At 69.6% G+C, this 24,623-nt stretch carries 21 protein-coding genes and 1 tRNA gene; 11 read left to right on the top strand and 11 right to left on the bottom strand.

All coding sequences use genetic code 11. The annotated features are described in order from the left end of the window. Positions 1-18: 18 nt before the first annotated feature. Positions 19-675 carry an L-serine ammonia-lyase, iron-sulfur-dependent subunit beta gene (gene sdaAB / locus B043_RS0110505; protein WP_018461985.1) on the bottom strand — a complete coding sequence of 219 codons (657 nt, stop codon included), beginning with the start codon at positions 673-675 and terminating at the stop codon, positions 19-21. Between the two features lie 17 nt (positions 676-692). Here sdaAB and B043_RS0110500 point away from each other — a divergent pair, with 17 nt between their 5' ends. The 3 genes from B043_RS0110500 to B043_RS0110490 are packed head-to-tail and all read left to right on the top strand — an operon-like array spanning position 693 to position 4,113. After that, positions 693-2,618 (top strand): hypothetical protein, encoded by a 1,926-nt coding sequence (locus B043_RS0110500; protein ID WP_018461984.1) that lies wholly within the window; start codon positions 693-695, stop codon positions 2,616-2,618. After that, a complete protein-coding gene (locus tag B043_RS0110495; protein WP_018461983.1) occupies positions 2,615-3,466 on the top strand; it encodes a dihydrodipicolinate synthase family protein in 852 nt (283 codons plus the stop codon). Before B043_RS0110500 ends, B043_RS0110495 begins: the two co-directional genes overlap by 4 nt. After that, positions 3,463-4,113, top strand: coding sequence for an LEA/WHy family protein (locus B043_RS0110490; protein ID WP_016329632.1), 651 nt, complete (start codon positions 3,463-3,465; stop codon positions 4,111-4,113). The genes B043_RS0110495 and B043_RS0110490 overlap by 4 nt, the downstream gene beginning before the upstream one ends. On the opposite strand, the gene cdd is transcribed toward B043_RS0110490, so the two are convergent. Then, positions 4,110-4,487, bottom strand: coding sequence for a cytidine deaminase (cdd, locus tag B043_RS0110485; RefSeq protein WP_018461982.1), 378 nt, complete (start codon positions 4,485-4,487; stop codon positions 4,110-4,112). The two genes, B043_RS0110490 and cdd, sit on opposite strands and share 4 nt — an antisense overlap. Then, entirely contained in the window at positions 4,462-5,805 is a 1,344-nt protein-coding gene (locus B043_RS0110480; protein WP_018461981.1) for a hemolysin family protein, read from the bottom strand. Before B043_RS0110480 ends, cdd begins: the two co-directional genes overlap by 26 nt. 75 nt (positions 5,806-5,880) lie before the next feature. On the opposite strand from B043_RS0110480, the gene B043_RS0110475 reads away from it, so the two are divergent. The 8 genes from B043_RS0110475 to acnA all read left to right on the top strand — a co-directional run bounded on the left by B043_RS0110475 (position 5,881) and on the right by acnA (position 16,928). Further along, positions 5,881-6,324 (top strand): MarR family winged helix-turn-helix transcriptional regulator, encoded by a 444-nt coding sequence (locus tag B043_RS0110475; RefSeq protein WP_016329635.1) that lies wholly within the window; start codon positions 5,881-5,883, stop codon positions 6,322-6,324. Next, positions 6,317-7,585 carry a TolC family protein gene (locus tag B043_RS0110470; protein WP_018461980.1) on the top strand — a complete coding sequence of 423 codons (1,269 nt, stop codon included), beginning with the start codon at positions 6,317-6,319 and terminating at the stop codon, positions 7,583-7,585. Before B043_RS0110475 ends, B043_RS0110470 begins: the two co-directional genes overlap by 8 nt. Next, a complete protein-coding gene (locus B043_RS0110465) occupies positions 7,582-8,544 on the top strand; it encodes a TolC family protein (RefSeq protein WP_018461979.1) in 963 nt (320 codons plus the stop codon). Before B043_RS0110470 ends, B043_RS0110465 begins: the two co-directional genes overlap by 4 nt. Positions 8,545-8,546: 2 nt before the next feature. Next, the gene (locus B043_RS0110460) at positions 8,547-9,725 is read left to right on the top strand and encodes an efflux RND transporter periplasmic adaptor subunit (RefSeq protein ID WP_026234240.1); all 1,179 of its coding nucleotides are present in this window, start codon (positions 8,547-8,549) and stop codon (positions 9,723-9,725) included. Continuing rightward, a complete protein-coding gene (locus B043_RS0110455; RefSeq protein ID WP_018461977.1) occupies positions 9,722-13,024 on the top strand; it encodes an efflux RND transporter permease subunit in 3,303 nt (1,100 codons plus the stop codon). The genes B043_RS0110460 and B043_RS0110455 overlap by 4 nt, the downstream gene beginning before the upstream one ends. After that, complete coding sequence (locus B043_RS0110450) at positions 13,021-13,767, top strand: alpha/beta hydrolase (RefSeq protein ID WP_018461976.1); 747 nt, start codon at positions 13,021-13,023, stop codon at positions 13,765-13,767. Before B043_RS0110455 ends, B043_RS0110450 begins: the two co-directional genes overlap by 4 nt. Before the next feature lie 4 nt (positions 13,768-13,771). Beyond that, a complete protein-coding gene (locus tag B043_RS0110445; protein WP_018461975.1) occupies positions 13,772-14,122 on the top strand; it encodes a carboxymuconolactone decarboxylase family protein in 351 nt (116 codons plus the stop codon). Between the two features lie 100 nt (positions 14,123-14,222). After that, the gene (gene acnA / locus B043_RS0110440) at positions 14,223-16,928 is read left to right on the top strand and encodes an aconitate hydratase AcnA (RefSeq protein WP_018461974.1); all 2,706 of its coding nucleotides are present in this window, start codon (positions 14,223-14,225) and stop codon (positions 16,926-16,928) included. A gap of 82 nt (positions 16,929-17,010) precedes the next feature. On the opposite strand, the gene B043_RS0110435 is transcribed toward acnA, so the two are convergent. From B043_RS0110435 to B043_RS0110400, 8 genes are all read right to left on the bottom strand, one after another. Then, a tRNA-Leu gene (locus B043_RS0110435) sits at positions 17,011-17,099 on the bottom strand. Between the two features lie 45 nt (positions 17,100-17,144). Further along, a complete protein-coding gene (locus tag B043_RS0110430) occupies positions 17,145-18,221 on the bottom strand; it encodes an enolase C-terminal domain-like protein (RefSeq protein ID WP_018461973.1) in 1,077 nt (358 codons plus the stop codon). A gap of 7 nt (positions 18,222-18,228) precedes the next feature. Continuing rightward, entirely contained in the window at positions 18,229-19,362 is a 1,134-nt protein-coding gene (locus B043_RS0110425; RefSeq protein ID WP_026234239.1) for an LCP family glycopolymer transferase, read from the bottom strand. An 80-nt stretch (positions 19,363-19,442) separates the two neighbouring features. Then, positions 19,443-20,855: a S8 family serine peptidase gene (locus B043_RS0110420; protein ID WP_018461971.1), complete on the bottom strand. Its 1,413-nt coding sequence runs from the start codon at positions 20,853-20,855 to the stop codon at positions 19,443-19,445. A 33-nt stretch (positions 20,856-20,888) separates the two neighbouring features. Further along, positions 20,889-21,686: an ABC transporter substrate-binding protein gene (locus tag B043_RS0110415; RefSeq protein WP_018461970.1), complete on the bottom strand. Its 798-nt coding sequence runs from the start codon at positions 21,684-21,686 to the stop codon at positions 20,889-20,891. Next, entirely contained in the window at positions 21,683-22,921 is a 1,239-nt protein-coding gene (hisD, locus tag B043_RS0110410) for a histidinol dehydrogenase (RefSeq protein WP_016329647.1), read from the bottom strand. The genes B043_RS0110415 and hisD overlap by 4 nt, the downstream gene beginning before the upstream one ends. Before the next feature lie 7 nt (positions 22,922-22,928). Beyond that, positions 22,929-23,525, bottom strand: a complete 597-nt coding sequence (locus B043_RS0110405; protein ID WP_018461969.1) for a hypothetical protein — start codon at positions 23,523-23,525, stop codon at positions 22,929-22,931. 4 nt (positions 23,526-23,529) lie between these two features. Next, on the bottom strand, positions 23,530-24,561 hold the full coding sequence (locus B043_RS0110400) for a hypothetical protein (protein ID WP_026234238.1): 1,032 nt from the start codon (positions 24,559-24,561) through the stop codon (positions 23,530-23,532). Positions 24,562-24,623: the final 62 nt, after the last annotated feature.

Below are 24,623 nucleotides of genomic sequence, written 5' to 3'. Positions count from 1 at the left end.
GCGCTTCGGTGGGGGCCCCTATACGGGGGGAAGCTGGCGCACCCAGAGGATGTAGGAGAGGCTTTGCAGGTAGAGGAGGGGGATCTCCGAGAGGGGCCGGTCCACCTCGAGGCTCATCATGGCCTCCCCGCCCCGCTTCTTCCGGCTTACGGTGAGGTGGGCGATGTTCACCTCGTCGTCCGCCAGGATGCGGGCCACCCGGGCCACCACCCCCGGGGTGTCCACGTTCTTCACCACCAGGGTGGGGGCCTGGCCGGTGATGCGCACCTCAAACCCCTCCAGGTCAAAGATGCGCACCAGCCCCCCGCCCAGGGAGCTTCCCGTCACCGTAAGGTGCTCCTTCTCCCCCTCCAGGACCATGCGCACGGTGTTGGGGTGGACATCCCCAAGCTCCACCTCCTTGAAGGCCACCTCCAGGCCCTCCCGCTCCGCCAGGGCGAAGCTTTCCTTAAGCCGCTCGTCGTCTGGGCTGAGGCCCAAGACCCCCGCCACCAAAGCCAGGTGGGTCCCGTGCCCGGCCCCCGTCTTGGCGAAGGAGCCGTGGAGGCCAAACTCCACCCGCTTGGGCTTCTCCCCTAGGAGGTGGCGGGCCAAAAGGGCCAGCCGGCAGGCCCCCGCGGTGTGGCTGGAGGAGGGCCCCACCATCACCGGGCCGATCATGTCCAAAAGTCCCATACCGGTAGAATAACCCCATGCGCGCCCTGGCCCTCCTTCTCTTCCTGGGCCTGGCCCTGGCCCAAAGCCTCCTCACACCCCCGGAAGCCCGGGTGGGGGAGGCGGTGGAGATCCGGGGGGAAAACCTTCCCAACGGCCGCTTCCCCCTGGCCCTGGAGGGGCCGGAAGGGAGCGAGGCCCTGGAGGTGGAGGTGCGGGAGGGAAGCTTCCGCCTCCCCTTCACCCCTAAGGCCCCGGGGGCCTACCGCTTCCGCCTGGCCCTGCCCTCGGGGGTCCTGGAGGCCCGCCTCGAGGCCCTGGCCCCCCAGGCCCCCGAGCTCCTGGAAAGGGGGCTTTCCCTCCCCGGCGGGGTCCTCCCCCTCCCGGAGGGGCCCTGGCTGGGCCCTTTGGTCCAGGGGGACCGGGTCTACGTGGCCCGGGGGCTTCTGGTGCTGGAGGTGGCCCAGGACCGCCCCGAGGTCCTCCGCTTCCACTTCGCCCCGGGGAGGGTGCTGGCCCTAAGGCCCGGCCCCGAGGCCCTCCTGGAGGGGGAAAGGGCCCTCCCCCTCCCCTTTCCCCCCCTCCCCTTCTCGGGGAAGGAGGAAGACCTGAAAGAGCTTGGGGCCCTCCTGGAGGCCCTCAAGCCCCCCAGGCCCTGGCCCTACTTCGCCTACTGGGCCCTGCCCCCGGAAAGCCTCACCGAGGAGGACCTAAAGGCCTACGGGGAGGACCTCCGGCTTAGGGGGCACCGGCCCGAGCTCCCCTTCGGCCAGGAAGGGGTCCTGCGCATGGCGGAGGCGGCCTCCCTCCTCCAGGAAAAGGACCCCGAGAAGGCCCGCCTCCTGGCGGAGGCCCTCCTCCGCCACACCCCCCTTTTCCCAGGCTCCCTAGCGTTTTTTGAGCGCTTCGCGGAGGGCCTCGAGGCCCAGGGCCACCCCGCGGGGGCCCTCCGCTTCCGGGAAGCCCTGAAGGTCTTAAGGACCTGGCTCCCCCCGGACCTAAGCCCCCTCCGGGAGGGGCTTTTGCTCCTGGGCCTGGCCTACCTGGCCCTTTTCCTCTACCTCTTCCTCTACCACCTCCCCGCCCAGCTTAAGGACCTGAAGCCCCTTGGGGGGTACCTGGGGGGCTGGCTCCGCCACCCCCTTCTAAGGCTCCGCCACCTCCACCTGGCCTACGCCTCCTTCGGGGAAAGGCTTTTGGCCCTGGGCCTCCTCCTCCTCCTGGGGGCAGGGGTCCTCCTCCAGGGGCTGGACGGCCGGGTGCGGGCCCAGCTCTTTGCCCCGCCCCTGGACCAGGGCACCCTGCGCACGGAGGCCGCCCAGGCCTGGCTCATGGACCTCCCGCCCCTCCCCGAGGTGCGGGCCCTCCAGGGCTACGCCCTGTTGGGGGAAAACCCCAAGGAGGCCAAGGCCCTCCTTCAGGAGGGGGCCACCCTCCCCTTCGCCCAGGCCCTCCTGGGGGAGGAGGGGGCCCTGGCAGAGGCCTACCGGAAGGCCCCCCACGCGGGCCCCATCCGGAGCGCCCTTGGCCTAGGGGAGGACCCCTGGGGGCCCAGGGAGCCCGGGCCCAGCGCGGCCACCTTATACCGCGCCCTTTTCCGGGTGGAGCTCACGCGGTTCCTGGAAGACCCCTTGCGGGGCTTTCTGGCCCTGGGCCTTCCCCTGGACCTACCCGGCTGGGGCCGGGTGGCCCTCTTCCTGGCCTTCTTCCTCCTCCTCCTCTACCACCTCCTCTCCTTCTTCCTCCCCCGGCGCCCCCACGCCCCCCCCTGGGGGTGGGCCCTTTGGGTGCGGCTCCTCTTCCCGGGGAGCCTGGGGTTTGCGGGGGGGCTGGGGCTTCTTTTGCTCCTCCTCGCCGCCTACGGGCTTCTCCGCCTCCTCCAGGGGGAAGGCCCAGGCCTCCTCCTCCTGGCCTATGGCCTGCACCTCCTCTTCCTGGTAGGCTCCCTTAGGAGGCCAGGATGATCCTTCCCCCCATCCCCACTCCCTTTGACCGGCAAGGACGGCTGGACCCCGGGGCCTTCCGCGCCCTGGCGGAGGCCCTGGAGCCCCTGGTGGACGGGCTTTTGGTCTACGGCTCCAACGGGGAGGGCGTGCACCTCACCCCCCAGGAAAGGGCCTTGGGCCTCAGGGCCCTTGCCCCCAGGAAGCCCTTCCTGGTGGGCCTCATGGAGGAGACCCTGCCCCAGGCGGAAGGGGCCTTGGAGGAGGCCAAGGAACGGGGGGCCTTCGCCCTCCTCGTCACCCCGCCCCGCTACTACCACGGAAGCCTGGGGGAGGGGCTTTTCCGCTACTACGAGGCCCTGGCGGAAAGGATGCCCCTTTTCCTCTACCACGTGCCCCAGAACACCCGGGTGGACCTCCCCCTGGAGGCGGTGGCCCGGCTTGCGGCGCACCCCCAGATCCTCGGCATCAAGGACTCCAGCGGGGACCTTGCCCGCATGGCCTTCTACGGGGCCACCCTTAAGGGCTTCAGGGCCTACACCGGCCACGCCCCCACCTTCCTGGGGGCCCTGGCCCTGGGGGCGGAAGGGGGCATCCTGGCCGCGGCCAACCTGGCCCCTAAGGGCTACAAGGCCCTCCTCCAGGCCTTCCAGGAAGGGCGGATGGCGGAGGCCAGGACCCTTCAGGAAAAGCTTTTCCCCCTGGGGGATCTCTTGGCCAAGGGCGGGGTCCCCCTCCTGAAGCAGGCCCTAAGGCACCTGGGCCTCCCCGCGGGCTACCCCAGGCCCCCCTACCCGGAGGAAAGCCCCTTGTGGCCCCGCTTCCTCCCGGTGCTGGAGGGGCTTAGGGAGGAGGGGTGGATCCTATGAGGCCCGCCCTGGCCCTCCTTCTCCTCCTCCTCGCCGCCTGCGCCCCCAGGCCCCTTCCCCCCGAGGCCCGCCTCCAGGGGGCCGAGGTCCTGGGCCTCGAGGCCGAGGGCCCGGCCCTCCTCCTGGGCCTCAAGGTGGCCTTCCGCAACCCCAACCCCTTCCCCCTCCCCCTGGAGGCCTTCGGGGTGGCGGCCCGGCTCGGGGGCCTCACCCTCCCCCTTTCCGCCACCCTGCCCCCCGGGGAAAGCCTCCAGACCTTCACCCTGCGCCTAAGGCCCGCGGAGGCCCTGGACACCGCCCGCCGCCTCCTCTCCCCCGAAGGGGTGCCCTTCCGCCTGGAGGGGCGGGTCCTGGGCCAAAGCCTCACCCTTTACCAGACCACCCTGGCCCTCCCCATCGCCCCCCTAAAGGTACGCACGGTGGGGGCGAACCTCCTGGTGGAAAACCCCAACCCCTTCCCCCTCGAGGCGGAAGGGGAGCTCCGCTTCCTGGGCCAGCGGCTTGCCGTGCGGCTCGCCCTTCCCCCCAGGGGGGAGGGGCGGCTTGTGGTCTCGGGCTACCGGCCCGGGCTAGGGGGGGAAAGGGAGCTCAGGCTCCGGCTCACCCTCCCCGGCTTCTTCTCCTGGGAGGCCGCCTTTCCCCTCTAGAGGTCCTTGGGGCCGAAAGCCCTTGGAAGGAGATCCCCCAGGGTCCAGATCTCGTAGCCCTCGGGCCCGTGGAGGACCACCTCCGCCTCCGGCCCCCCGAACTCATAGAGGACCTGGCGGCACCCCCCGCACGGGGGGATGGGGCCCTTGGGGCTATAGATGTGGACCCGCTGGAGGCGCCTTTTCCCCGCAAGGACCATGGCCGCCACCGCGTTCCGCTCCGCGCACTGGGAGAGGGGGTAGGCGGCGTTCTCCACGTTCACCCCTAAAAACTCCTCCCCCTCGGCCTCTATTAAGGCCACCACGGGAAAGCCGGAGTAGGGGGCGTAGGCCCGCTCCAGGTGGGCCTTAAGGCGTGTGCGAATCCTCTCCATGCTCCACCAGCCTCTCCACCCGCACCCGCTCTATGCGCCGTTGGTCCGCGCTTTCCACCAGGAAGCGGAACCCCGCCCACTCCACGCTCTCCCCCACGCTGGGGATGCGGCCGAAGCGCTCGTAGAGGAAGCCGGAGAGGGTGTCGTACTCCCCCTCGGGAAGCTCCACCCCTAGGGCCTCGGAGACTTCGTCTATGGGGGTCTGGGCCTGGATGGAAAGGGCCCCGTCGGGCAGGCGGCGGATGGCGGCGTCCTCGGGCTCGTCCGTCTCATCGTAGATCTCCCCCACGATCTCCTCCATGACGTCTTCCAGGGTGACTAGGCCCGCGGTGCCGCCGAACTCGTCCACCACGATGGCCATGTGCACCTTCCGCCGTTTCATCTCCCTAAGGAGGCTCCAGGCGTCCATGTTCTCGGGGACGAAGTAGGGGGGGTGGGCGATGGAGACCACGGTGCGCCCTTTCAGGTCCTCCTCGCAGTAGAAGTCCAAAAGGTCCTTGGCGTAGGCCACCCCCACGATGTGGTCCACGCTCTCCCGGTAGACGGGCACCCGGCTGTAGCGGTGCTCGCGGAAGAGGTGGAGGAAGTCCTCCAGGGTGGCCTCGGCCTCTATGGCCACCATCTCCACCCGGGGGGTCATGATCTCCCGCACGGGGGTTTCCTCCAGCTCCAGGATGGAGTGGATCATCTCCTCCTCCTGGGCCTCGATGGTGCCCGACTCCTCCGCCCCCGCCAGGATGAGCCTTAGCTCGTCCTCCGAGACCAGGGGGGTGTCCCGGGGCTCGAGGCCCAGAAGCCGGAGGAGGGCCCCCGAAACCAGGCTAAAAAAGCGCCCCAAGGGGTAGAAGAGGACGGAGAGGAAGTAGATGGGCCAGGCCGCCACCCGCGCCAGGGCCTCCGCGTGGTGCACGGCCAGGGACTTGGGGGTGATCTCCCCGAAGAAGAGGATGAGGAAGGTCATGAGCCCGGTGGCGATCCCCACCCCCGTGGAGCCGAAGGCCCGGGTGGCCAGGTCCGTGACCAGGGCGGTGGCGGCGATGTTCACCAGGTTGTTCCCCACCAGGATGGTGGTGAGAAAGCGGGTGATGTCCTGTGCGAGGAGGCGGAAGGGGCCATTTTTCCGTTCGGCCAGCTCCCGCACCTTCCAGGGGTAGAGGGTGGTGAAGGCGGTCTCGCTGGCGGAGAAAAAGGCGGAAAGGACCAGAAGGAGGGCCAAAAGAAAAACATCCCCGAGGCTTGGGGCTGGGGTTGGGGTTTGGGCCAGGGCTAGGGAGCCGAAGGGCAAGAGGAAGAGCCACCGACTGGGAGGTCTGTCCATATCACCTTGGGCCATTGTACACCATTGTGGCCGGGGCCCAGGTTGAAAGTTGACTTTGGTATATAGTTGAGGAGTATGAAGGGTTCTTCCGGACCCCCCAAGGCCCTGGTGAAGGAGCTGGCCGACCTAGGCTACGCCCTCATGCGCCTCCTCTTCCAGGAGGCCAAGGAGGTCTTCGCCCAGCACGGCCTCTCCCCCCAGAAAAGCCACCTCCTCACCCTCCTGGCCCAGGGCGTGAACCTCCCCTCCCGCCTGGCGGAGCACCTGGAGGTCCAGCCCTCCCAGGTGTCCCACCTCCTTGCGGCCATGGAGGAGGAGGGCCTTTTGGAAAGGGCCCCCGACCCCGAGGACCGCAGGCGAACCCTCCTACGCCTTACGCCCAAGGGGGAGGAGCTGCACAGGAAGGTGGAGGAGGCCTGGCTTTCCGCCTTCGCCCGGCACCTCTCCCGGCTGGAGGAAGAGGACCTCCTCCGCTTCCGGGCGATCCTGAGGAAGCTCACGGGGGTGGCCCATGGCTAGGCTTGGGGTGGGGCTCCTGCTCCTCCTCGCCCCCGCCCTGGCGGGCGCCCTCCTTCCCCTTAAGGACCACCCCCTAAAGCGCCAGGCGGAGGCGGGGCTCTTGGCGGCCCGGAAGGCCCTCGAGGCCCAGGCCGCCCCCCTCGCCCTAAACGCCCAGGGGAACTACGCCCGCCTGGGCTACGAGTGCACCCCTTTGGCCCTCTGCCAAAGCCTCCCCGAGACCGCGGGGAGCCTCACCTTAAGCCTGGTCCTCACCCCCTTCCCCTTCGGGGAGGTGGCGGACGGCCTGGAACGGGCCCGGCTGGCCCTGAGGCGGGCGGAGCTCGGCTACCGCCGGGCCCTCGCCGCCCTTCAGCTTCAGGCGGCCTCCGCCCACGGCCGCCACCGCCAGGCCCTTCTGGGGGTGAGGCTGGCGGAGAAAGGGGTGGAGCTTTCCGCCCTGGCCCTGGAGGCGGCCAGGAAGCGGGGGGCAGGCCCCAAGGAGCTGAGGGAAGCGGAGCTTAACCTGAAGGAGGCGGAGAACCGGCTGGAGGAGGCGCAAAGGGCCTTAGCCCTAGCGGAGCGGGCCGCGGAGGGCCTGGTGGACCTGAAGGCCCCCTTCCCCGAGGTGCCCCCCCCGAAGGGAACCACCCCCCTAAGCCTGGAGGAGGCCCGGCTTGCGGTGCGGGAAGCGGAGATCGCCCTCGAGGCCTCCAGGAGAGCCCTCCTCCCCACCCTGCAAGGAAGCCTCCTCCTCTACCCCAGCGGGAACGACACCCTGGCCCTAAGCCTCTCCAGCAAGACCCTCCAGCCCACCCTCTCCTACACCCGCCAGGACCCCGCCCGCCCCCCCACGGCGGTCCCGAACGCGGGGAGCTACCGCACGGCGGAGGAGCTCCGCCTAAGCCTCAGCCTCACCCTCTCCCCCGGGCTCCTCGCGGCCCTCGAGGCCAGCGAGGCCCAAAAAAAGGCGGCAGAAGAGGCCCTAAGGGCGGCGGAGCTCCAGGCCGCCTTGCAGGAGGCGGGCCTTAAGAACGCCCTAAAGGGCGCGGAGGCCACCCTGGAGCTGGCCCGCCTCAAGAAGGCCTCCGCGGCCAAAGCCCTGGAGGAGGCGAGGAAGCGCCTGGAGCTGGGGCTGGAAAGCCCCTTGGGGGTCCTGCAGGCGGAGCTTGGCCTCCTGCAGGCGGAGCTCGCCCTGGTCCAAGCGGAGTACGCGGTTAAGGAAAGGCTTTTGGAACTCTACCAGTTCTATGGGGAACTCCTACCGGAGGTAACGGAATGAGAAAGCTTTTGGCCCTGCCCTTTTTGGCCCTAGCCCTGGCCCAACCCCTGCCCGAGGCCCTGAAGAAGGCCCCGGAACTCCCCACGGTGGTCACCGCCCGGCTGGAGTACGAAACCCGGGCCAAGGACCTGGAACGAACCCTCCAGGACCCCTTGCGCACCCCCCTCGCCGAGCTCCAGGCCCGCCAGGCCCTGGCCCTGGCCGAGGCCCGCCTGAACCGGGCCCTGGCCCAGGGGGAGGAGAGCATCGCCTCCGCCTACACCGGGGTGCTGGAGGCCGAGGCCCAGGTGCGCCTGGCCCAAAAGGCCCTGGAGGTGGCGGAGCTCGGCCTGAAGGCCACGGAGATCCGCCTCCGGGGGGGCGGGGCCACGGCCATAGACCTCCTGGAGGCCCAAAACCGGGTCCTGGAGGCCAGGAAGAACCTGGAGCTCGCCGAGCGGGGCCGGGAAAGCGCCCTAGCCCAGCTCAAAAACCTCCTCGGGGACTGGAAGGTGGAGCCCCTTAAGGCCCTCCCCCCGCTTCCCCAGGAAGGGGTGGTGGAGGAGCTCCTCAAGGCCCACGCGGACCTCCTCCAGCTCCGGAACACCCTAGAGCTCCTCCGCTTCCAGCGGGGCCTTCTGGACGAGAGCTTCACCCCCAAAAAGGACATTGAGGCCCTGGAGGACCAGCTCTCCACCGTGGCCAAGAACCTGGAGAACTTAGAAAGGAGCCTCCGGGTGGGGCTTTCCGCCCGCCACCGCCAGCTTGCCCCCCTCCTCCAGGCGGTGAGGAGCGCAGAAGAAGCCCTAAAGCTCGCCCAAGAGCGCTACGCCGCGGAGGAAAAGCGCTTTAGGGCGGGGCTTTCCAGCCAGCTCGCCCTCCTGCAGCAGGAGCTTGGCCTCTTGCAGGCGGAGCTCTCCTTGGCCCAGGCCCGGGGGACCTACCTGAAGGCCTACTACGGCCTTATGGCCTCGAGGTGACCATGCGGCGCGCCCTTCTCCTCCTCCCCCTTCTCCTCTTCGCCTGCGCCCCCAAAAAGGCCGAGGCCCCTAAGGAGGCCCCCAAGCCCCTGGCCTTCCAGGTGAAAACCGTCCCCCCCACGCGGGGGGCCCTGGAGGCGGAGGTGCGGGCCTCGGCCACGGTCCAGGCGGAGAAGGAAAGCTTTGTGGCCGCGGGGGCCTCGGGCCGGGTCCTGCGCACCCTGAACCCGGGAAGCCGGGTGGAGGCGGGGCAGGGGGTGGTCTTCCTGGACCCCGCCCCCTTCCAGGAGGCCCTCTCCGCCGCCCGGCTGGCCCTGGCCCAGGCGGAGGCCAACCTGGAACGAACCGAGAACCAGCTTAGGGCCAACCGCGCCGCCCTTCTGGCCCAGCTGGAGGCGGCCAAGGCCCAGCTGGAAGCGGCCAGGCGCCGCTTTGAGGAGGGCCAGGCCCTCCTCCAGGCGGGGGCCCTGGCCCCCCTGGACCTGAAGGCCTTGGAGGCCCAGTACCGCCAGGCCCAAAGCGCCTACGAGAACGCCAAGGAGGCCCTGGACCGCCTGGAGCGGGGGGAGGACCTGAAGCTTCTCCGGCTTCAGGTGGAGTCCGCCCGCCTCCAGGTGCGGCAGGCCGAGCGGAACCTAAGGGAAACCGTGATCCGCGCCCCCTTCGCGGGGGAGGTGGTGGAGGTCTACGTGCGGGAAGGGGAGTTCGTGGGGGCGGGGAGCCGGGCCTTCCGCCTGGCCACCACCGACCGCCTCCTGGCCAAGGTTTACCTCCCCCCGGAAGAAGCCGCCCGCCTAGGCCCCGAAACCCCCTTCACCCTGCGCCAAAACGGCCGCACCGCGGGGGCCACCCTCCTGCGCAAGACCGACCTCCCCGGCCAGAACCGCCTGGTGGAGGTGGTCTTAAAGCCCGAAGGCGCCCTCCTCCCCGGCCCCGCGGAGGCGGTTTACCGGAAGGTCCTGGCGGAGGGCCTCCTCCTGCCCGCGGGGGCGGTGCGGGCGGAAGGCGGGGAAGCCGTGGTCTACGCGGTGGAGGGAGGCCAGGCCCGCAGGAAAAGGGTGAGCCTTCTCGCCCAGGAAGGGGACCGGGCGGCGGTGGCGGGGCTAAGCGGGGAGGAGCGGGTGATCTTCCCCGTTCCCGAAGGGCTTAAGGACGGGGACCCGGTGGAGGTGGTGCCGTGAGGACGAACCCCCTGGTGGCCTTCTTTGTGGAGCGCTTCGTCTTCGCCACGGCCATCTTCGTGGGGCTCGTCCTGGTGGGGCTTCTTTTGGGCCTGGGGCTTGGGGTGGAGCTCCTGCCCCGCTTCCAGGTGCCGGTGGTGGCGGTCTCCACCGCCTACCCGGGGGCGGGGCCCGAGGAGGTGGCGGAGCAGATTTCCAAGCCCCTGGAGGACGCCCTCTCCACCCTAAGCGGGGTGGACACCATCGGGAGCTCCTCCACCGAGGGGTTCAGCCTGGTCTTCGTGCAGCTCAAGCAAGGGGTGAACGTGGACCAGGCGGCGGTGGAGGTGAGCCAGAAGGTGGCCGCGGTGCGAAGCGCCCTTCCCAGGGACGCCTCGGCCCCCGTGGTGCAGAAGTTTGACCCCTCCGCCAGCCCCATCCTCTACGTGGCCCTCGAGGCCCCCGGGGAGAGCCTGGCCCGGGTCCTGCGCTACGCCGAACGGGAGCTCAAACCCAAGCTCCAGCTGGTCCCCGGGGTGGCGGACATCCGCCTCACCGGGGCCCCCAAGACCGCCATCCAGGTCTACCTGGACCCGGACCGCCTCCAGGCCCTGGGGGTGGCCCCGGGGCAGGTGGTCCAGGCCCTTTCCGCCTCCGCCCTCAACCTCCCCTTGGGGAGCCTGGAGGAGGGGGAAAAGCGCCTGGTCTACACCCTCAGGAACACCCCCGCCACCGCCAAGGAGGTGGCCGAGGTCCTGGTGGACCCAAGCCGGGGCCTCAAGGTGCGGGACGTGGCCCGGGTGGTGGAGGCCACGGAGGAGCCCACCACCTTAAACCGCTTAAACGGCCGGCCCGCGGTCCTCCTGGCGGTGGTGAAGACCCCGGACGCCAACGCCGTGGCCGTGGCCGACGGGGTGAAGGAGGCCCTGAAGGAGATCCGGCTTCCCAGGGGCTTCCAGGCGGAGGTGGCCCTGGACACCACCCGCTTCATCCGGGCCGCGGTGGAGGACACCGTGCGGGAGGCCTTCTTGGCGGCCTTCGCCGTCTCCTTGGTGGTCCTCCTCTTCCTGGGCAAGCTCAACTCCGTCTTCTCCGTGATCCTGGCCATCCCCATCACCCTTTCGGGGGCCATCCTCCTCTTCGGGCTTCTGGGCTTCACCTACAACCTCATCAGCCTCCTGGCCCTCACGGTGGCGGTGGGCATCGTGGTGGACGACTCCATCGTGGTGGCGGAGAACATAGACCGCTACCGGAAGATGGGCTACGGCCTGAAGGAGGCGGTGCTAAAGGGGGCGAGCGAGGTGAGCGTGGCCGTGGCCGCGGCCACCCTAAGCCTCCTCGCCGTCTTCCTGCCCATCAGCTTCCTCCCCGGGCTCATCGGGCAGATCTTCCAGCAGTTCGGCCTGGGCATGGCCGCGGCCATCGCGGTGAGCTGGCTGGAAGCCCTCCTCTTCCTCACCGTGCGCCTGGCCTACTTCCCCGACCCCGAGCCCCCCGCCTTCCGGGAGGCCCTCCGCGCCCTTCGCCTTCTCCCCAAAGACCTCCTCTGGGCCTACCGGCAGGGGTTCTACCGGCCCCTGGGGCTTCTTGTGGGCGCGGGGAGCTTCTTCCTCCTCCTTCGGGAAGGCCCCCTCTACCTCCTCCTCCTGCCCCTCTACCCCGCCCTCCTCGGGCTTCTCCGCTACCTCGCCCGCTTCCTCCTTGACCTGGCCGGGGCCCTCGCCCGCCTCCTGCACGAGGGGGTGGAAGGGGGGCTTAGGCGCCTCACCGAGGGCTACGCCCGGAGCCTGGAAGGGGCCTTAAGGCGGCCCTGGCTGGTCCTCCTCCTGGCGGGAGGGGCCTTCCTCTCCATCTTCCCCATCCTGCCCCGGATCCCCTTCAACTTCACCCCCCAGTCCGACACCGGGGTCCTCACCGCCACCCTCCTCCTCCCCAAGGACACCCCCCTGCCCCTTTCCGACCGGGCGGCCCGGGCGCTGGAGGGCTACTTCCTGGCCCACCCCGCGGTGGAACGGGTGGTGACCACCGTGGGGGCCAGCGCCACCGGCGGGGCCCAGGTGGGGGACCCGAGCCGCATCCAGCTCCAGGTGGTCCTCAAGCCCAAGGGGGAGCGGCCCGACATCTTCACCCTCACCGAGGCCTTTAACCGGGAGGGGAAGGAGGTCTTAAAGGGCTTCCCCGGGGCCGACCTCCGCGTTTTGGCCCAGACGGGCCCCGAGGCGGGGGACGCGGACCTACAGTTCTTCGTGACGAGCCCCGACCGGGCCCTCCTGGAGGAGCGGGTGGCGGCCATGGTGGAGCTCATCCGCTCCAAGCCCTACGTGCTGAACGTCAAGAGCACCCTCGAGGCCACCCAACGGGAGCGGGTCTTCGTCCCCGACCCCTCTAAGCTTGCGGGCACCGGCCTCACCCCAAGCGACCTGGCCCAGACCTTGAGGCTCTACCTCTCAGGGGTCCAGGCGGCCACCGCCCGCCGGGGCGGGGAGGAGTTCCCCGTGCGCGTCCAGGCAGACCCCCTTCGCCTTTCCGGGGAGACCGACCTCCTAAGCCTTCCCGTCTACGCCCCCGCCCTCCAGGCCTTCCTGCCCTTGGGGAGCCTGGGGCGGTTTGAGGAGCGCCCCGGCCCCACCCTCATCTCCCGCCGCAACCAGGCCTACGCCGCAGGGGTCAACATCAACCTGCGCCCAGGCGCCCCGGGCACCTTCCAGATCCAGCGGGAGCTGGAGGCGGAGTTTGAGGCGAAGGGCCTCCTGGGGGACGGGGTCGGCCTGGTGAGCGCGGGGCTTGGGAGCTTCACCGGGGAGCTCGCCCGCCTGGCCCCCCTGGCCTTCCTGTTGGCCCTGGTGCTGAACTACCTGGTCATCGCCAGCCAGTTCAACGCCTGGCGCTACCCCCTTTACCTCCTCCTCCCCGTGCCCCTAGCCCTGGTGGGGGCCTTCTGGCTCACCTACCTCCTGGGCACGGGCCTGGACGTGATCAGCGTCCTGGGGGTGGTGATGCTCATCGGCCTGGTGACCAAAAACGCCATCCTCCTCCTGGACTTCGCCGTGCGCCGCATGGAGGAAAGGCCCCTCAAAGAGGCCCTGGTGGAGGCGGCGAGGCTTCGGCTCAGGCCCATCCTCATGACCACCCTCACGGTGCTCATCATCAGCCTGCCCCTCCTCCTGGGCACGGGGGAGGGGGCGGAGTACCGGAGGCCTTTAGGGGTCATCATCCTGGGGGGGCTCCTCTCCTCCACCCTCCTCACCCTCTTCGTGGTGCCCGCGGCCTTCTTCGCCTTTGAGGGAAGGGCGCGGGAAAAGGCGGAGGTGCTCACGTGAGCGCCAAGCGGCTTCTCCTCTACTTCATCCCCGCGGCCTTCCTCCTGGCGGGGCTGGTGGTGGCCTTAAGCCTTTACTTCCTCCGCCCCTACCCCGCGGAAGCACTAGCCCGGGAGGCCTTCCAAAAGGCGGGGGGGGAGGAAAGGCCCTACGGCTTCCTCCTGGCCCCCAAAGCCCCCAAGGCCCTCCTGGCCTTCTACCCCGGGGGGCGGGTGGACCCCCTGGCCTACGCCCCCGTCCTCGCCCCCCTGAAGGCGCAGGGCTACGCGGTGGCCCTCCTCAAGGTGCCCTCGGGGATCGCCCTTTTGGGGAAGGAGCGGGCCCTCGAGGCCGCCCGGGACTTCCCGGGCCTCCCCCTCATCGTGGGGGGGCACAGCCTAGGGGGGGTGGCCGCGGCGGAGCTCGCCGCCCGGGAAGGGCTCCCCCTCCTCCTCTTCGCCGCCTACCCGGAGGGGGACCTCTCCGCCCAAAACCTCCCCACCCTGGCCCTCTACGGGGAGGAGGACGGCCTCCTGCCCCCTGCCGAGGCCCGGGAAAAGGCCAAGAGGCTCCCCAAAGGGGCCCGGGTGGTCTTCCTCCCCGGGCTCAACCACGCGGGCTTCGGGGCCTACGGCCCCCAGCGGGGGGATAGGCCCCCCAAGAGGCCCCGGGAGGCCCTCTGGCGGGAGATCGGGGAGGAGGTCCTCCTCTTCCTGGAAAGCCTCGGCCTCTCCACCCCGCCCCCGCCCCAGGCGGTACGCTAAGGGCATGACCACCCAGGAACGCATCTTCCAGGCCATGCAGGCCAACCTGGGGGAGGGCCTCCCCGAGGCCATCCCCCTCCTTCTGGAAAAGGCCCCGAGCCTCCTGCTGGAGCACGGGCGGAGCTGGAGCTTCGCCATGCCCGAAGAGGGGGCCCTGGACGAGAAGACCCGGACCCTTATCCTCCTGGGCATCGCCCTGGCCACGGGCTCCGAGCCCTGCGTGCGGGCCATGGCCCACCGGGCCAAGGGGCTCGGCATCCCCAAGGAGGCCCTCCTGGAAACCCTGAAGATCGCCCGCCTGGCCCAGGCCAACGCCGTCCTAGGCCACGCCACCTCTCTTCTGGAAGTGCTATAGTGGGGGAAGCCGGGGCGGGCGCCCCCCCTCGGAGCCCAAACTTCCCCCACAATCCACCCCACCTCCCCGTTCCCTTTTTGGGGGAAGGGAAAGGAGCGCCATGAAGGACAGCTTCCAAACCCTCAAGACCCTGAGCACCAAAGGCGGCACCTACGGCTACCACGACCTCCTGGAGCTGGAGCGGCAGGGCCTGGCGGAGGTGAGCCGCCTGCCCTTCTCCATCCGGGTCATGCTGGAAAGCCTTCTCAGAAACGAGGACGGCTACCAGGTGACCCGGGAGGACATCCTGGCCCTGGCCCGCTGGCAGCCCGAGCCGGGGGAGGTCAACGTGCCCCTGAAGCTGGCCCGGGTCATCCTGCAGGACTTCACCGGCGTGCCCGCGGTGGTGGACCTGGCGGCCATGCGGGACGCGGTGAAGAAGCGGGGCGGGGACCCTAAGCGCATCAACCCCATCGTCCCCGCGGACCTGGTCATTGACCACTCCGTGCAGGTGGACGCCTTCGGCACCGCCTACGCCTTCTTCTACAACGTGGAGAAGGAGTACGAAAGGAACCGGGAGCGCTACCTCCTCCTCAAGTGGGGGCAACAGGCCCTGGAGAACTTCCGGGTGGTGCCCCCGGGCACGGGGATCGTCCATCAGGTAAACCTGGAGTACCTGGCCAAGGTGGTGATGACGGAAAAGCGGGACGGCCTCACCCTGGCCTTCCCCGACAGCCTGGTGGGCACGGACAGCCACACCACCATGGTGAACGGCCTGGGGGTCCTGGGCTGGGGCGTGGGGGGCATCGAGGCCGAGGCGGTGATGCTGGGCCAGCCCTACTACATGCTGGCCCCCAAGGTGGTGGGCTTCAAGCTCTACGGGGAGCTCCCCGAGGGGGCCACGGCCACCGACCTGGTCCTCACCGTCACGGAGATGCTCCGCAAGCACGGGGTGGTGGGCAAGTTCGTGGAGTTCTACGGCCCCGGCGTCTCCAAGCTCCCCCTGGCCGACCGGGCCACCATCGCCAACATGGCCCCCGAGTACGGGGCCACCATGGGCTTCTTCCCCGTGGACGAGGAAACCCTGAACTACCTGAGGCTCACCGGCCGCCCGGAGGAGCTTATTGAGCTCGTGGAGGCCTACACCAAGGCCGTGGGCCTCTTCCGCACCCCCGAGGCGGAGGGGAAGGTGGTGTACTCCGAGCACCTGGAGCTGGACCTCTCCACGGTGGAGCCCTCCCTGGCCGGCCCCAAGCGGCCCCAGGACCGGGTGCCCCTCAAGGAGGCCAAGAGGAGCTTCCTCCTCCACCTCACCAAGCCGGTGAAGGAGCGGGGCTTTGGCCTCTCCGAGGACCAGCTCGGCAAGAAGGTCCTGGTAAAGCGCCAGGACGAGGAGTTTGAGCTCACCCACGGCTCCGTGGTCATCGCCGCCATCACCAGCTGCACCAACACCTCCAACCCCTCGGTGATGCTGGGGGCGGGGCTTCTGGCCAAGAAGGCGGTGGAGGCGGGCCTGGACACCAAGCCCTGGGTGAAGACCTCCCTGGCCCCCGGCTCCAAGGTGGTGACGGACTACCTGGAAGCAAGCGGCCTCCTCCCCTTCCTGGAGGCCCTCCGCTTCCACGTGGTGGGCTACGGGTGCACCACCTGCATCGGCAACTCCGGCCCCCTCCCCGAGGACATCGCCAAGGCGGTGGAGGAAGGGGACCTGGTGGTGGCCGCGGTGCTCTCCGGCAACCGCAACTTTGAGGGGCGCATCAACCCCCACGTGAAGGCCAACTACCTGGCGAGCCCCATGCTGGTGGTGGCCTACGCCCTGGCCGGGCGCATGGACATTGACCTGGCCACGGAACCCCTGGGCTTTGACCCCAACGGCAAGCCCGTCTACCTCAAGGACATCTGGCCCTCCATGGAGGAGATCCAGGAGGCCATCCGCAAGACCCTGGACCCCGAGCTCTTCAAGAAGGAGTACAGCACCGTCTTCCAGGGGGACGAGCGCTGGCAGGCCCTGCCCGCCCCCACCGGGGAGCTCTACGCCTGGGACCCCGAGAGCACCTACATCCAGAACCCCCCCTTCTTTGAGGAGCTGGGCCAGAACCAGGTGGGGGACATCCGGGGGGCCAGGGTCCTCTTGGTCCTGGGGGACTCCGTGACCACGGACCACATCTCCCCCGCGGGGGCCATCCCCGTGAAGAGCCCCGCAGGCCAGTACCTCCTGAGCAAAGGGGTGAAGCCCGAGGACTTCAACTCCTACGGCGCCCGGCGGGGCAACCACGAGGTGATGATGCGGGGCACCTTCGCCAACATCCGCATCAAGAACCTCATGCTGGACGGGATTGAGGGGGGCTACGCCAAGAAGCTCCCCGAAGGAGAAGTGGACTTCGTCTACAACGTGGCCATGCGCTACAAGGCCGAGGGGACGCCCCTCCTCGTCATCGCCGGGAAGGAGTACGGCACCGGAAGTAGCCGCGACTGGGCGGCCAAGGGCACCTACCTCCTGGGGGTGAAGGCGGTGCTGGCGGAAAGCTTTGAGCGCATCCACCGCTCCAACCTGGTGGGGATGGGGGTCCTGCCCCTGGAGTTCCTGCCGGGGCAGAACCGGGAAACCCTGGGCCTCACGGGCTACGAGACCTACGACATCCTGGGCCTTTCCGACCTAAAGCCCAGGAAGGTGGTGGAGGTGGTGGCGAGGCGGGAAGACGGCACCGAGGTCCGCTTCCAGGCCATCGCCCGCCTGGACACCCCGGTGGAGGTGGACTACTACAAGAACGGGGGCATCCTCCAGACCGTGCTCCTGAACATCCTCAAGGAGGAGAAGGCCAGGTAGGCCCCCCTGGGGCCCCCGCCGAGGCTTTCGCTTCGGCGGGGTACCTAAAAAGCCCCCGCCGGGCATCCCGGCGGGGGCCTTTTGGTGCCGGGGACGGGACTCGAACCCGTACGGGGGATTTTCCCCCAGCGGATTTTAAGTCCGCAGCGTCTACCGTTCCGCCACCCCGGCGAAACCGGCCTCATCCTACGGCAAGGGGCCGGGAACGGGCAAGGCTTAGCGGGCGTAGCGGAGGAAGGCCTCCTCCTGGAAGCGGGCCTCCACCAGGTCCTCCCAGTAAAGCCAGCCCTCCCGGAAGGCGGGGAAGTCCAGAAAGCCCCCTTCCGCCTTGAGGTGGAAGGCGAGCTCGGAAGGCTCCGTCACCCCCTGCTGGAAGGCGAGGAGGGCCGACTGGTAGGCCCCGAAGCTGCTTTGGGCTTGGCTGCCCACCATGGCCCGCTTGCCCTTTTCCCGGGCTAAGGCCAGCATCTCCAGGGTCCAGGTTATCCCTGTGCGGGCGGGCTTGAGGTTCAGGATGTCAAAGGTGTCCAGCGCAAGCTCCCGCCTGAGGTCCCTCGGGGTCATGGCGGAGTCGTCGGCGATGAGGGGTAGGAGGCCCTTGGACTTGAGGGCCTTGCGGGCCAGGACCTCCTCAACGGGGAGGGGCTCTTCCACGTAGAGAAGGCCCATCTCCCGCCAGGCCTTCAGGTAGGCCTCGGCCTCCTTGGGGCTTAGGGTCTCGTTGGCGTCCGCGTAAAGCTCCACGTCGGGGAACGCCTCCCTTAGGCGGAGGAGTTTCTTACGGTCCTCCTCCAGGTCCCGGCCCACCTTCACCTTGAAGACCCGGACCCCCGCCCCGTGGGCCATTTGGGCGTCTGCCAGCATCTCCTCCTCCGAGGCCATGCCCAGGATGTAGGCCACCCGCACCCGGTGCTTGGCGGGCTTCAGGACCTGGTGGAGCTCCTCCCCCTCGCTCCTGGCCCAGGCCTCCCAAAGGGCGGTGTCCAGGGCCCCCTTTAGGCCGTAGTTGAAGGGGAAGGCCTCCAAGACCGCCCGGATGGCATCCTGGTCCTCGGCCTCGAGGCCAAGGAGCTTGGGCCTCAGGTACTCCAGCCCGGAGCGCACGCTCCCCAGGGTCTCCCCGTAGATGGTGGGGCGGATGGCCACCTCCGCCCGGCCGAGGCTCCCATCCGATAGCTCCACCTCCAAGAGGGCGTGCTCCAGGGCCGCCATCTCCGAGGCCTTGCCCCAGCGCAAAGGGGCCCTTAGGGGGATGGAAAACGGGATAAGGCGCAGGTCCTTGATCGCCGGCATGCCCCCATTATGGCCCGAGGCGGAGGGTGAGGTCGGCCCCCAAAAGGGCCTCTCCGCTCACCCGGTGGGGCACCCCAAGGGCCTCCCCTAGGGCGCGGGCCAAAAGGCCAGGGCCGTTTTCCAGGACCTCCGTGCGGGGGGGGTCGGCCTCGAGGGGGCGCTTCCAAACCTTCAGGCCCAGGGCCCTAAGCCGTTCCGCCACCTCCTCCGCCTTTCCTTCCGCGGAAGGGCCGTAGACCAGGGCCACGGTGCGCCCCCTTAGGGAGGCCTCCTCGGACCAAGCCCGCCCCTCAAAGTAGAGGGCGCGGAGCTCCAAAAGGGCTTCCCGGTCCACCTGCCACCCCCCCCCGAAGTGGCCCGGAAGGAGGAGGCTTACGAGCTCGGGGCGCCTTAGGGCAAAGCCCAGGATCCGCCCCACCTCCTCTCGGGAAAGGTCCGTGCGCACATGGGCCTCCGCCTGGGCCACCGCCCGGGGTAGGCGGAGGAGGCCAGCGGGGCTTAGGACCTTCTCCTTTAGGGCCTGGAAGAAGGCCTGCTGGCGCTGGATGCGCCCGATATCCCCCAGGGCGTCGTGCCGGAAGCGGAGGAAGCCCTCCGCCCCTTTGCCGTCCAGCACCTGGCAGCCGGGCTTCAGGTCTATGGAAAGCCCCGCCGCCTTGTCCTCATACCGGAGGGGCTTCTCCACGCACACCCTCACCCCCCCCAGGGCGTCCACGAAGGCGTAAAGGGCGTTTAGGCTCACCGCCACAAAGCGCTCCGCCTCCACCCCCACGGCCTGGGCCACGGCCGCCTTCAGGAGCTTGGGGCCCCCCAGGGGGTTGGCGGCGTTGATCTTGTGCCATCCGTACCCCGGAAGGTCCACCCACACGTCCCGGGGAATGGAGAGGACCACCGCCCGGTTCGCCCCGGGGTCCAGCCGCACCAGGAGGACGGTGTCCGCCAGGCCCCTAAAGCGCTCGGGGGCCCTTTGGTGATAGCCCGAGTACTCCGGGGAAACCCCGTAGACGAGGAGGGTCAGGGGCCGGTCCAGGCCCCGGGGGTCGGGGAGGCCATACCGGAGGAGGGGGCCTAAAAGGGGGAAGGCCCAGTAGAGGAGGGCCAGAAGGAGGAGAAGAAAGGCCATACGGAAAAGGCGGCGCACAGAAAGCCATTCTAGCCCTTCCCCCCTTAGGGAGATGAAAACCCCCCGCCCTCTAGGGCGGGGGAAGAAAGGGGGAGGCTTTAGGGGAAGCAGTAGGTGCGGTCAGAAAGGACCCGGTCGGCGCGGAGGAGGCCATACCCGGTTTGGGCGTTGTAGCTACCCCCGTTGCTCGCCGTCTGGATTAGGCACTGCTTCACCTGGCCCACCGTGGGGGTCCGGCCGTAGACCGCGTGGTAGTGGGCCACATAAAGGGCGGCCACCGTGCTCACCATGGGGGCGGCGAAGGAGGTACCGGCCCCTGTCGTGTAGGGCCTCGAGCTCTCGTAGTAAGAGTAGTCCTGGCCAAGGGCAAGAACGTAAAACGCCTGCGCTGGGGTGCGGTTCCCCCCAGGGGCTAGAACCAGGTCCTTAGGGGTGGAGGAGTAGTTGGAGAAATCGGAGCGAGCCCCGTCCAGACGGGCCGAACCCACGGCCAAAACCCCGGGATAGGCAGCGGGGTACATGAGGCCGTCCGTGCCGTTGTTGCCTGCGGCGGCCACGGGGAGGCTTCCCTTGGAGAGGGCGTAGTTCAGAGCGTCCTGGACCACGCCGTCCAGGGGCGTGGCGCTTCCCAGGCTCAGGTTGATGAGGGCCGCCCCACGGTCGGCGGCGTAACGGATGGCCTTGGCGAGAGTGGTGCTAGTGGTGGTGTAACCCCCGTTCACCCAGTAGAAGACCTTTACCGGCAGGACCGCCACCCGGCCCAGGCCCAAGCCCGGCACCCCCTTGCCGTTGTCCGCCGCCGCGGCCACCAGGCCCGCCACCCCTTGGCCGTGGTCGGGGTCGCTGTTCGCATACGCGCTGTTGGGCGGAGGTGGAGATGGGTCCAGGTTGCTGGCACCTAGGCCATCATCTGTGGCGTTGTAGCCCGAAAGGAAGAGTCCCGCGTCCTCGTGGGCGGGGTTAAAGGCGGTATCCAAGACGGCCACGATGGGGGTGCAACCGTAGGAGGCCACCCGCACGAGGTCCCAAGCTGCTTGCATGTGGATGAGGACGAGGTAAGGCTGCAAGCGGGCAGGATCAGCCGGGGATGCAGGGTATAGGGGATCGTTCGGAACGTAAAGGGGGAAGTACAGGTAGTTGGGCTGCACGAACCGCGCCCCCGCCCGGAGGAGGGCCTCGGCCTTGGCCCGCTCCTGGCCCTTGGGCACCCCCACCCGCAGGAACCCCCCTTCCAAGGCGGAAAGGGGCCGCACCCCCTCCACTCGGGCGGCCAGGCCCTGCGGGGTGAGGCCCCCGGGAAGGACCAAAAGCTCCCCCGGAACATGGGGGGCCGAGAAGTCCCCAAGGCCCTGGGGGGTCTGCTGCTGGGAGCCCAGGCTTTGGACGGAAAGCCCCGTAGGGGTGGGGGTACAGCTGGTGGAGGGAGGGGGCGGCGGAGGAGACTCATTGGGGCAGGCGGTGAGGAGAAGGGCCGTCCCCAGGAAAAGGCCGGCGAAGGCAAGGCGCTTCATGCCCCCACTATACCCACCTGGGAAAGGCCCTTCTTAAGCTTGCCCTAAGGTTTCCGCCACCCGCTCCGCCACCTTCTCCAAGAAGGCGAAGAACAGGGGGCCGTAGTGGGCGAGTTCGTCCCCGTCGGTGGCGGCCACGGGAAAGTCCCAACCCCTCTCCTGGGCCAGGGCCCTTGCCCGTTCCCAGGGGTTTTTCCCCCAGGGCTTGGGCTCGTAGAGGAAGAGGTCGGGCCTTCGCCTTCGCACCTCCTCCAGGTCCGGGGTGAAGTAGGCCTGGGGCACGTCCAGGAAGAGGGGCCTCAGGCCCAGGTGGAGGAGGGCCTGGGCGATGTAGCTCCCCCGGCCCACGGTGATGGGCCCCCCCAGGTCCATCTCAAAGTAGACCGTGGCCTGGAAGCGGCCCCTTAAGCGGGCGTAGCGCTGGGCGAGGGTGTGGGCGAGCTCTGTGGCCCGCTCCTCCAGGTCCAGGAGGTGGCCTAAAGTGGAGAGGTTTTCCAGGATGCCGTAGGGGCTGGTGGGGAGGGGCAGGGCGTAGACGGGAAAGCCCTCCTCCTTGAGCCTCAGGGCCTGCTCCCGCTGCACCCCCGTGGAGAGGAGGACCAGGTCGGGCCTTAGGCTCCTTAGGAGCTCCGTGCGGATCTTGGTGTAGGAGGCGAGGACGGGGAGGGAAAGGACCTCCGCGGGGCGGTGGCAGAAGGCGCTCCGGCCCACCACCCTCTCCCCCACCCCCAGGGCGAAGAGGGCATCCGTGACGTTAGGGGCGAGGCTTACGATGCGCTCAAAGCGATCGGGGAGGTCCAAAGGCCCCAGGATCTCGTGGAAAACCCTCATTTCCGCAGGTCCAGGGCGCGGGCGTGGCCCTCCAAGCCCTCCGCCCGCGCGAGGAGGGCCCCCTTGGGGGCAAGCCGCCGCACCGCCCCTTCCGCCAGGCCCAGCACGGGGATGACCTTGAGGAAGTCCCGCACCGCAAGCCCCCCCTGGAAGCGGGCGGTGCCGGAGGTGGGCATCACGTGGCTGGGCCCGGCGATGTAGTCCCCTAGGGCCTCCGGGGTCCCCTCCCCCAGGAAGACCCCCCCGGCGTTCCGCACCCGCCCAAGCCAGGGCAAGGGATCGGAAAGGGCCAGGCAGAGGTGCTCGGGGGCGTAGAGGTTGGCGAGCTCAAAGGCCTCCTCGAGGCTTTCCGTGAGCACCAGCCCCCCCTTTTCCAGGGCCTTTTTGGCGATCTCCGCCCGGGGGAGGTCCTGAAGCCTAAGGACAAGCTCCGCCTCCACCTTTTCCAAAAGGGCCCGGTCGGGGGAAAGGAGCCAGGGCTCAGAGTCGGGGCCGTGCTCCGCCTGGGCCAAAAGGTCCGCGGCGAGGAGCTTAGGGGAGGCGGAGCCGTCCGCCACGATGAGGGTCTCCGTGGGGCCCGCCAGGCCGTCAATCCCCACCGCCCCGTAGACCTGGCGCTTGGCCTCCACCACGTAGGCGTTCCCCGGCCCCACGATCTTGTCCACCCGGGGGACCCTTTTCGTGCCGTAGGCCAGGGCGGCCACCGCCTGGGCCCCCCCCATGGCAAAAAGCCGGTCCGCCCCCGCCACCCAAGCCGCGGCCAGGACCCCGGGGTGGACCCGGGGGGGGCTGGCCACGATGACCTCCCCCACCCCCGCCACCTTGGCGGGCACCACGGTCATGAGGAGGCTGGAAAGGAGGGGGGCACTTCCCCCCGGCACGTAGACCCCCACCCGGTCCAAGGGCCGGACCAGCTGGCCCAGGACCCCGCTCTCGTCGGCCTTTAGGAAGCCCCCCCGGGCCTCCTCCCGGTAAAAGGCCTCGATGCGCTCCCGGGCGGTCTCCAGGGCGTCCCTTAGCTCCTCGTCCAGGTCCTCGTAGGCCTCCCGCCAGGCCTTCTTGGGGATCTCCTCCACGGGGTGGCCGTCCAGGTCCCGGCTCAGGCGGTCCAGGGCCTCGTCCCCCTGGGTGCGCACCGCCTCCAGGATCCCCCGGACGATGCCCTCCACCTTGGGGTCAAAGGCGAGGCCGCGGCGGGCAAACCGCTCCCGCACCTCCTCCGCGCGGTAGATCATGCCCCCACTATACCCAACGCCGCCTCCGCCTGGGCTCCTCCTCCCCTTCCCACAGGGCCTCAAACACGTGGTCGCCCACCTGCTGGGCCACCCGCACCACCCGGTCCCCCTCCACCTGGACCAGGGTGAGCCCCGGGCGGAGGCGGTACTGGCGGAGGGGCCGGCCCTCGGCCTCGAGGTCCGGCAGGCGCTCCACGTAGGCCCGCCCCCCGGGGAGGGCAAAGCGGGCCACCTCCCCGGGAAGGAGGTCCAGGTGGGGCAAGGCGAGGAGGAGGGAAAGGGCGTCGTGGTAGGGCGCGAGGTAGGGGTAGGCCAGGCTCTCCTTGCCCTGGCTCACCATCACCAGCCCCTCCCCCTCCAGCCGTTCCACGGTGAAGACCCGGGCCTCCCGGCCCTCCACCCTTTCCGAAAAGTAGCGGGAAAACCCCTCGAGGTCGGTCTCCGTGCTGAGGCGGACCTTGGTGCGGGGCAGGGGCAGGAGGAGCTCGGCCTGAAAGGTGGCCTTCACCCCTTCCCTGCCGGGGAGGACCTCCAACCGCCCTTCCCCCGCGGGCTCCCCCGCGTGGAAGAAGCGGTAAAGGTGTACGGCCTTGCGCGCGCGCATGGGTCTAGCGTACCCGGATGGTGAGGGGAGGGCCCGGGACCTCCAGGAGGTAGTCCACGGGGTCGCGGCCGGGCACCCGGATGCGGAGCCGGTACACCCCGGGGGCGTCCACCTCCGCCCGCCCGGGGGCGGTGAGGAGAAGGGTGCCGGGCTGGAGCCTGGAACCCGGAGGGGCCTCCAGGAGGTAGACCTCGGCCTTCTCCGAGGGGGGCTCGGTGCGGAACTCCACGGCGTAGGGCCCCTGCCCCTGGGGTCTGGGCCTGAAGAGGAAAAGCCCCAAAAGGACCAGGAGGAGGGGCAGAAGCCAAAGGATCCGCCTCCTGCCGGGGTTCTTGGGCTCCACCACGGGGAAGGGGGGCTCGTCCTTCTCCTCTATGCGGATGACCTTGGGACGGCTTGGGGAGGGGGGCGGGGGCTCCTCGGGAAGGGCCTTGGGGGGTTCGGGCGGGGCCTCCTCCTCCACGGGCAGGGGGCGCTTTTTGGGCTCCTCCGGCGGGGGCTCCTGGGGAAGGGCCTCCGAAGCCGCCTCCTGTGGCGCAAGGAGGGCCTCCAGGTCCCCCCGCTCCAGGGCCTCCCTTAGGGGAAACTCCTCAAAGCGCCCCCCCGCCAGGGCCTTGGCCAGCTCCAGAAGGGCCTGCCGCCCGTCCCCCTCCAACGCCTTAAGCCCCGCCCCCGCCAGCCACACCCGCCGGCCCTTCACCAAGCAGAGCTCGGCCCGGGGGGCGTAGGCCACCCCTTGGGCCTCCAGGTCCTTGAGGGCCTGGGCCATGGCCCGGACCCAGACGGCAAGCCGCTCGAGGTCCGCCACCCCCAGGTAGTGGGAAAGGGGCACCGCCCCCAGGGGCCACTCCAGCACCCAGGCGTCCTCGAGGGCTTCCAGGAAGGGAAGCAGGGCGGGGCCTTCCAGGGGCCTCCCCTCCGCCCCCTTTAGGACCATCACCGGGGTTCCGGTGCGGGTATCCTGGCCCTCGTACACGGTAAGGGGGGGAATACGGGCGATAATACGGCGAAGCCAATGCGTTCCCAAGACCTCCATCCCCCCAAGTATACGCACGACCCATGAGGGCGGCGTATAATCTGCCAAAGGAAGGGCCCATC

The sequence above is a fragment of the Thermus oshimai DSM 12092 genome (genome assembly GCF_000373145.1).
Taxonomy (GTDB): domain Bacteria; phylum Deinococcota; class Deinococci; order Deinococcales; family Thermaceae; genus Thermus; species Thermus oshimai.
This window is presented reverse-complemented; position numbering and strand designations above follow the sequence as displayed.

What these genes read in the sequence shown, in the direction of transcription:
- sdaAB (WP_018461985.1), bottom strand. Translation starts at nt 675, where the DNA reads ATGGGACTTTTGGACATGATCGGCCCGGTGATGGTGGGGCCCTCCTCC.
- B043_RS0110500 (WP_018461984.1), top strand. Translation starts at nt 693, where the DNA reads ATGCGCGCCCTGGCCCTCCTTCTCTTCCTGGGCCTGGCCCTGGCCCAA.
- B043_RS0110495 (WP_018461983.1), top strand. Translation starts at nt 2,615, where the DNA reads ATGATCCTTCCCCCCATCCCCACTCCCTTTGACCGGCAAGGACGGCTG.
- B043_RS0110490 (WP_016329632.1), top strand. Translation starts at nt 3,463, where the DNA reads ATGAGGCCCGCCCTGGCCCTCCTTCTCCTCCTCCTCGCCGCCTGCGCC.
- cdd (WP_018461982.1), bottom strand. Translation starts at nt 4,487, where the DNA reads ATGGAGAGGATTCGCACACGCCTTAAGGCCCACCTGGAGCGGGCCTAC.
- B043_RS0110480 (WP_018461981.1), bottom strand. Translation starts at nt 5,805, where the DNA reads ATGGACAGACCTCCCAGTCGGTGGCTCTTCCTCTTGCCCTTCGGCTCC.
- B043_RS0110475 (WP_016329635.1), top strand. Translation starts at nt 5,881, where the DNA reads ATGAAGGGTTCTTCCGGACCCCCCAAGGCCCTGGTGAAGGAGCTGGCC.
- B043_RS0110470 (WP_018461980.1), top strand. Translation starts at nt 6,317, where the DNA reads ATGGCTAGGCTTGGGGTGGGGCTCCTGCTCCTCCTCGCCCCCGCCCTG.
- B043_RS0110465 (WP_018461979.1), top strand. Translation starts at nt 7,582, where the DNA reads ATGAGAAAGCTTTTGGCCCTGCCCTTTTTGGCCCTAGCCCTGGCCCAA.
- B043_RS0110460 (WP_026234240.1), top strand. Translation starts at nt 8,547, where the DNA reads ATGCGGCGCGCCCTTCTCCTCCTCCCCCTTCTCCTCTTCGCCTGCGCC.
- B043_RS0110445 (WP_018461975.1), top strand. Translation starts at nt 13,772, where the DNA reads ATGACCACCCAGGAACGCATCTTCCAGGCCATGCAGGCCAACCTGGGG.
- acnA (WP_018461974.1), top strand. Translation starts at nt 14,223, where the DNA reads ATGAAGGACAGCTTCCAAACCCTCAAGACCCTGAGCACCAAAGGCGGC.
- B043_RS0110430 (WP_018461973.1), bottom strand. Translation starts at nt 18,221, where the DNA reads ATGCCGGCGATCAAGGACCTGCGCCTTATCCCGTTTTCCATCCCCCTA.
- B043_RS0110420 (WP_018461971.1), bottom strand. Translation starts at nt 20,855, where the DNA reads ATGAAGCGCCTTGCCTTCGCCGGCCTTTTCCTGGGGACGGCCCTTCTC.
- B043_RS0110415 (WP_018461970.1), bottom strand. Translation starts at nt 21,686, where the DNA reads ATGAGGGTTTTCCACGAGATCCTGGGGCCTTTGGACCTCCCCGATCGC.
- hisD (WP_016329647.1), bottom strand. Translation starts at nt 22,921, where the DNA reads ATGATCTACCGCGCGGAGGAGGTGCGGGAGCGGTTTGCCCGCCGCGGC.
- B043_RS0110405 (WP_018461969.1), bottom strand. Translation starts at nt 23,525, where the DNA reads ATGCGCGCGCGCAAGGCCGTACACCTTTACCGCTTCTTCCACGCGGGG.
- B043_RS0110400 (WP_026234238.1), bottom strand. Translation starts at nt 24,561, where the DNA reads ATGGAGGTCTTGGGAACGCATTGGCTTCGCCGTATTATCGCCCGTATT.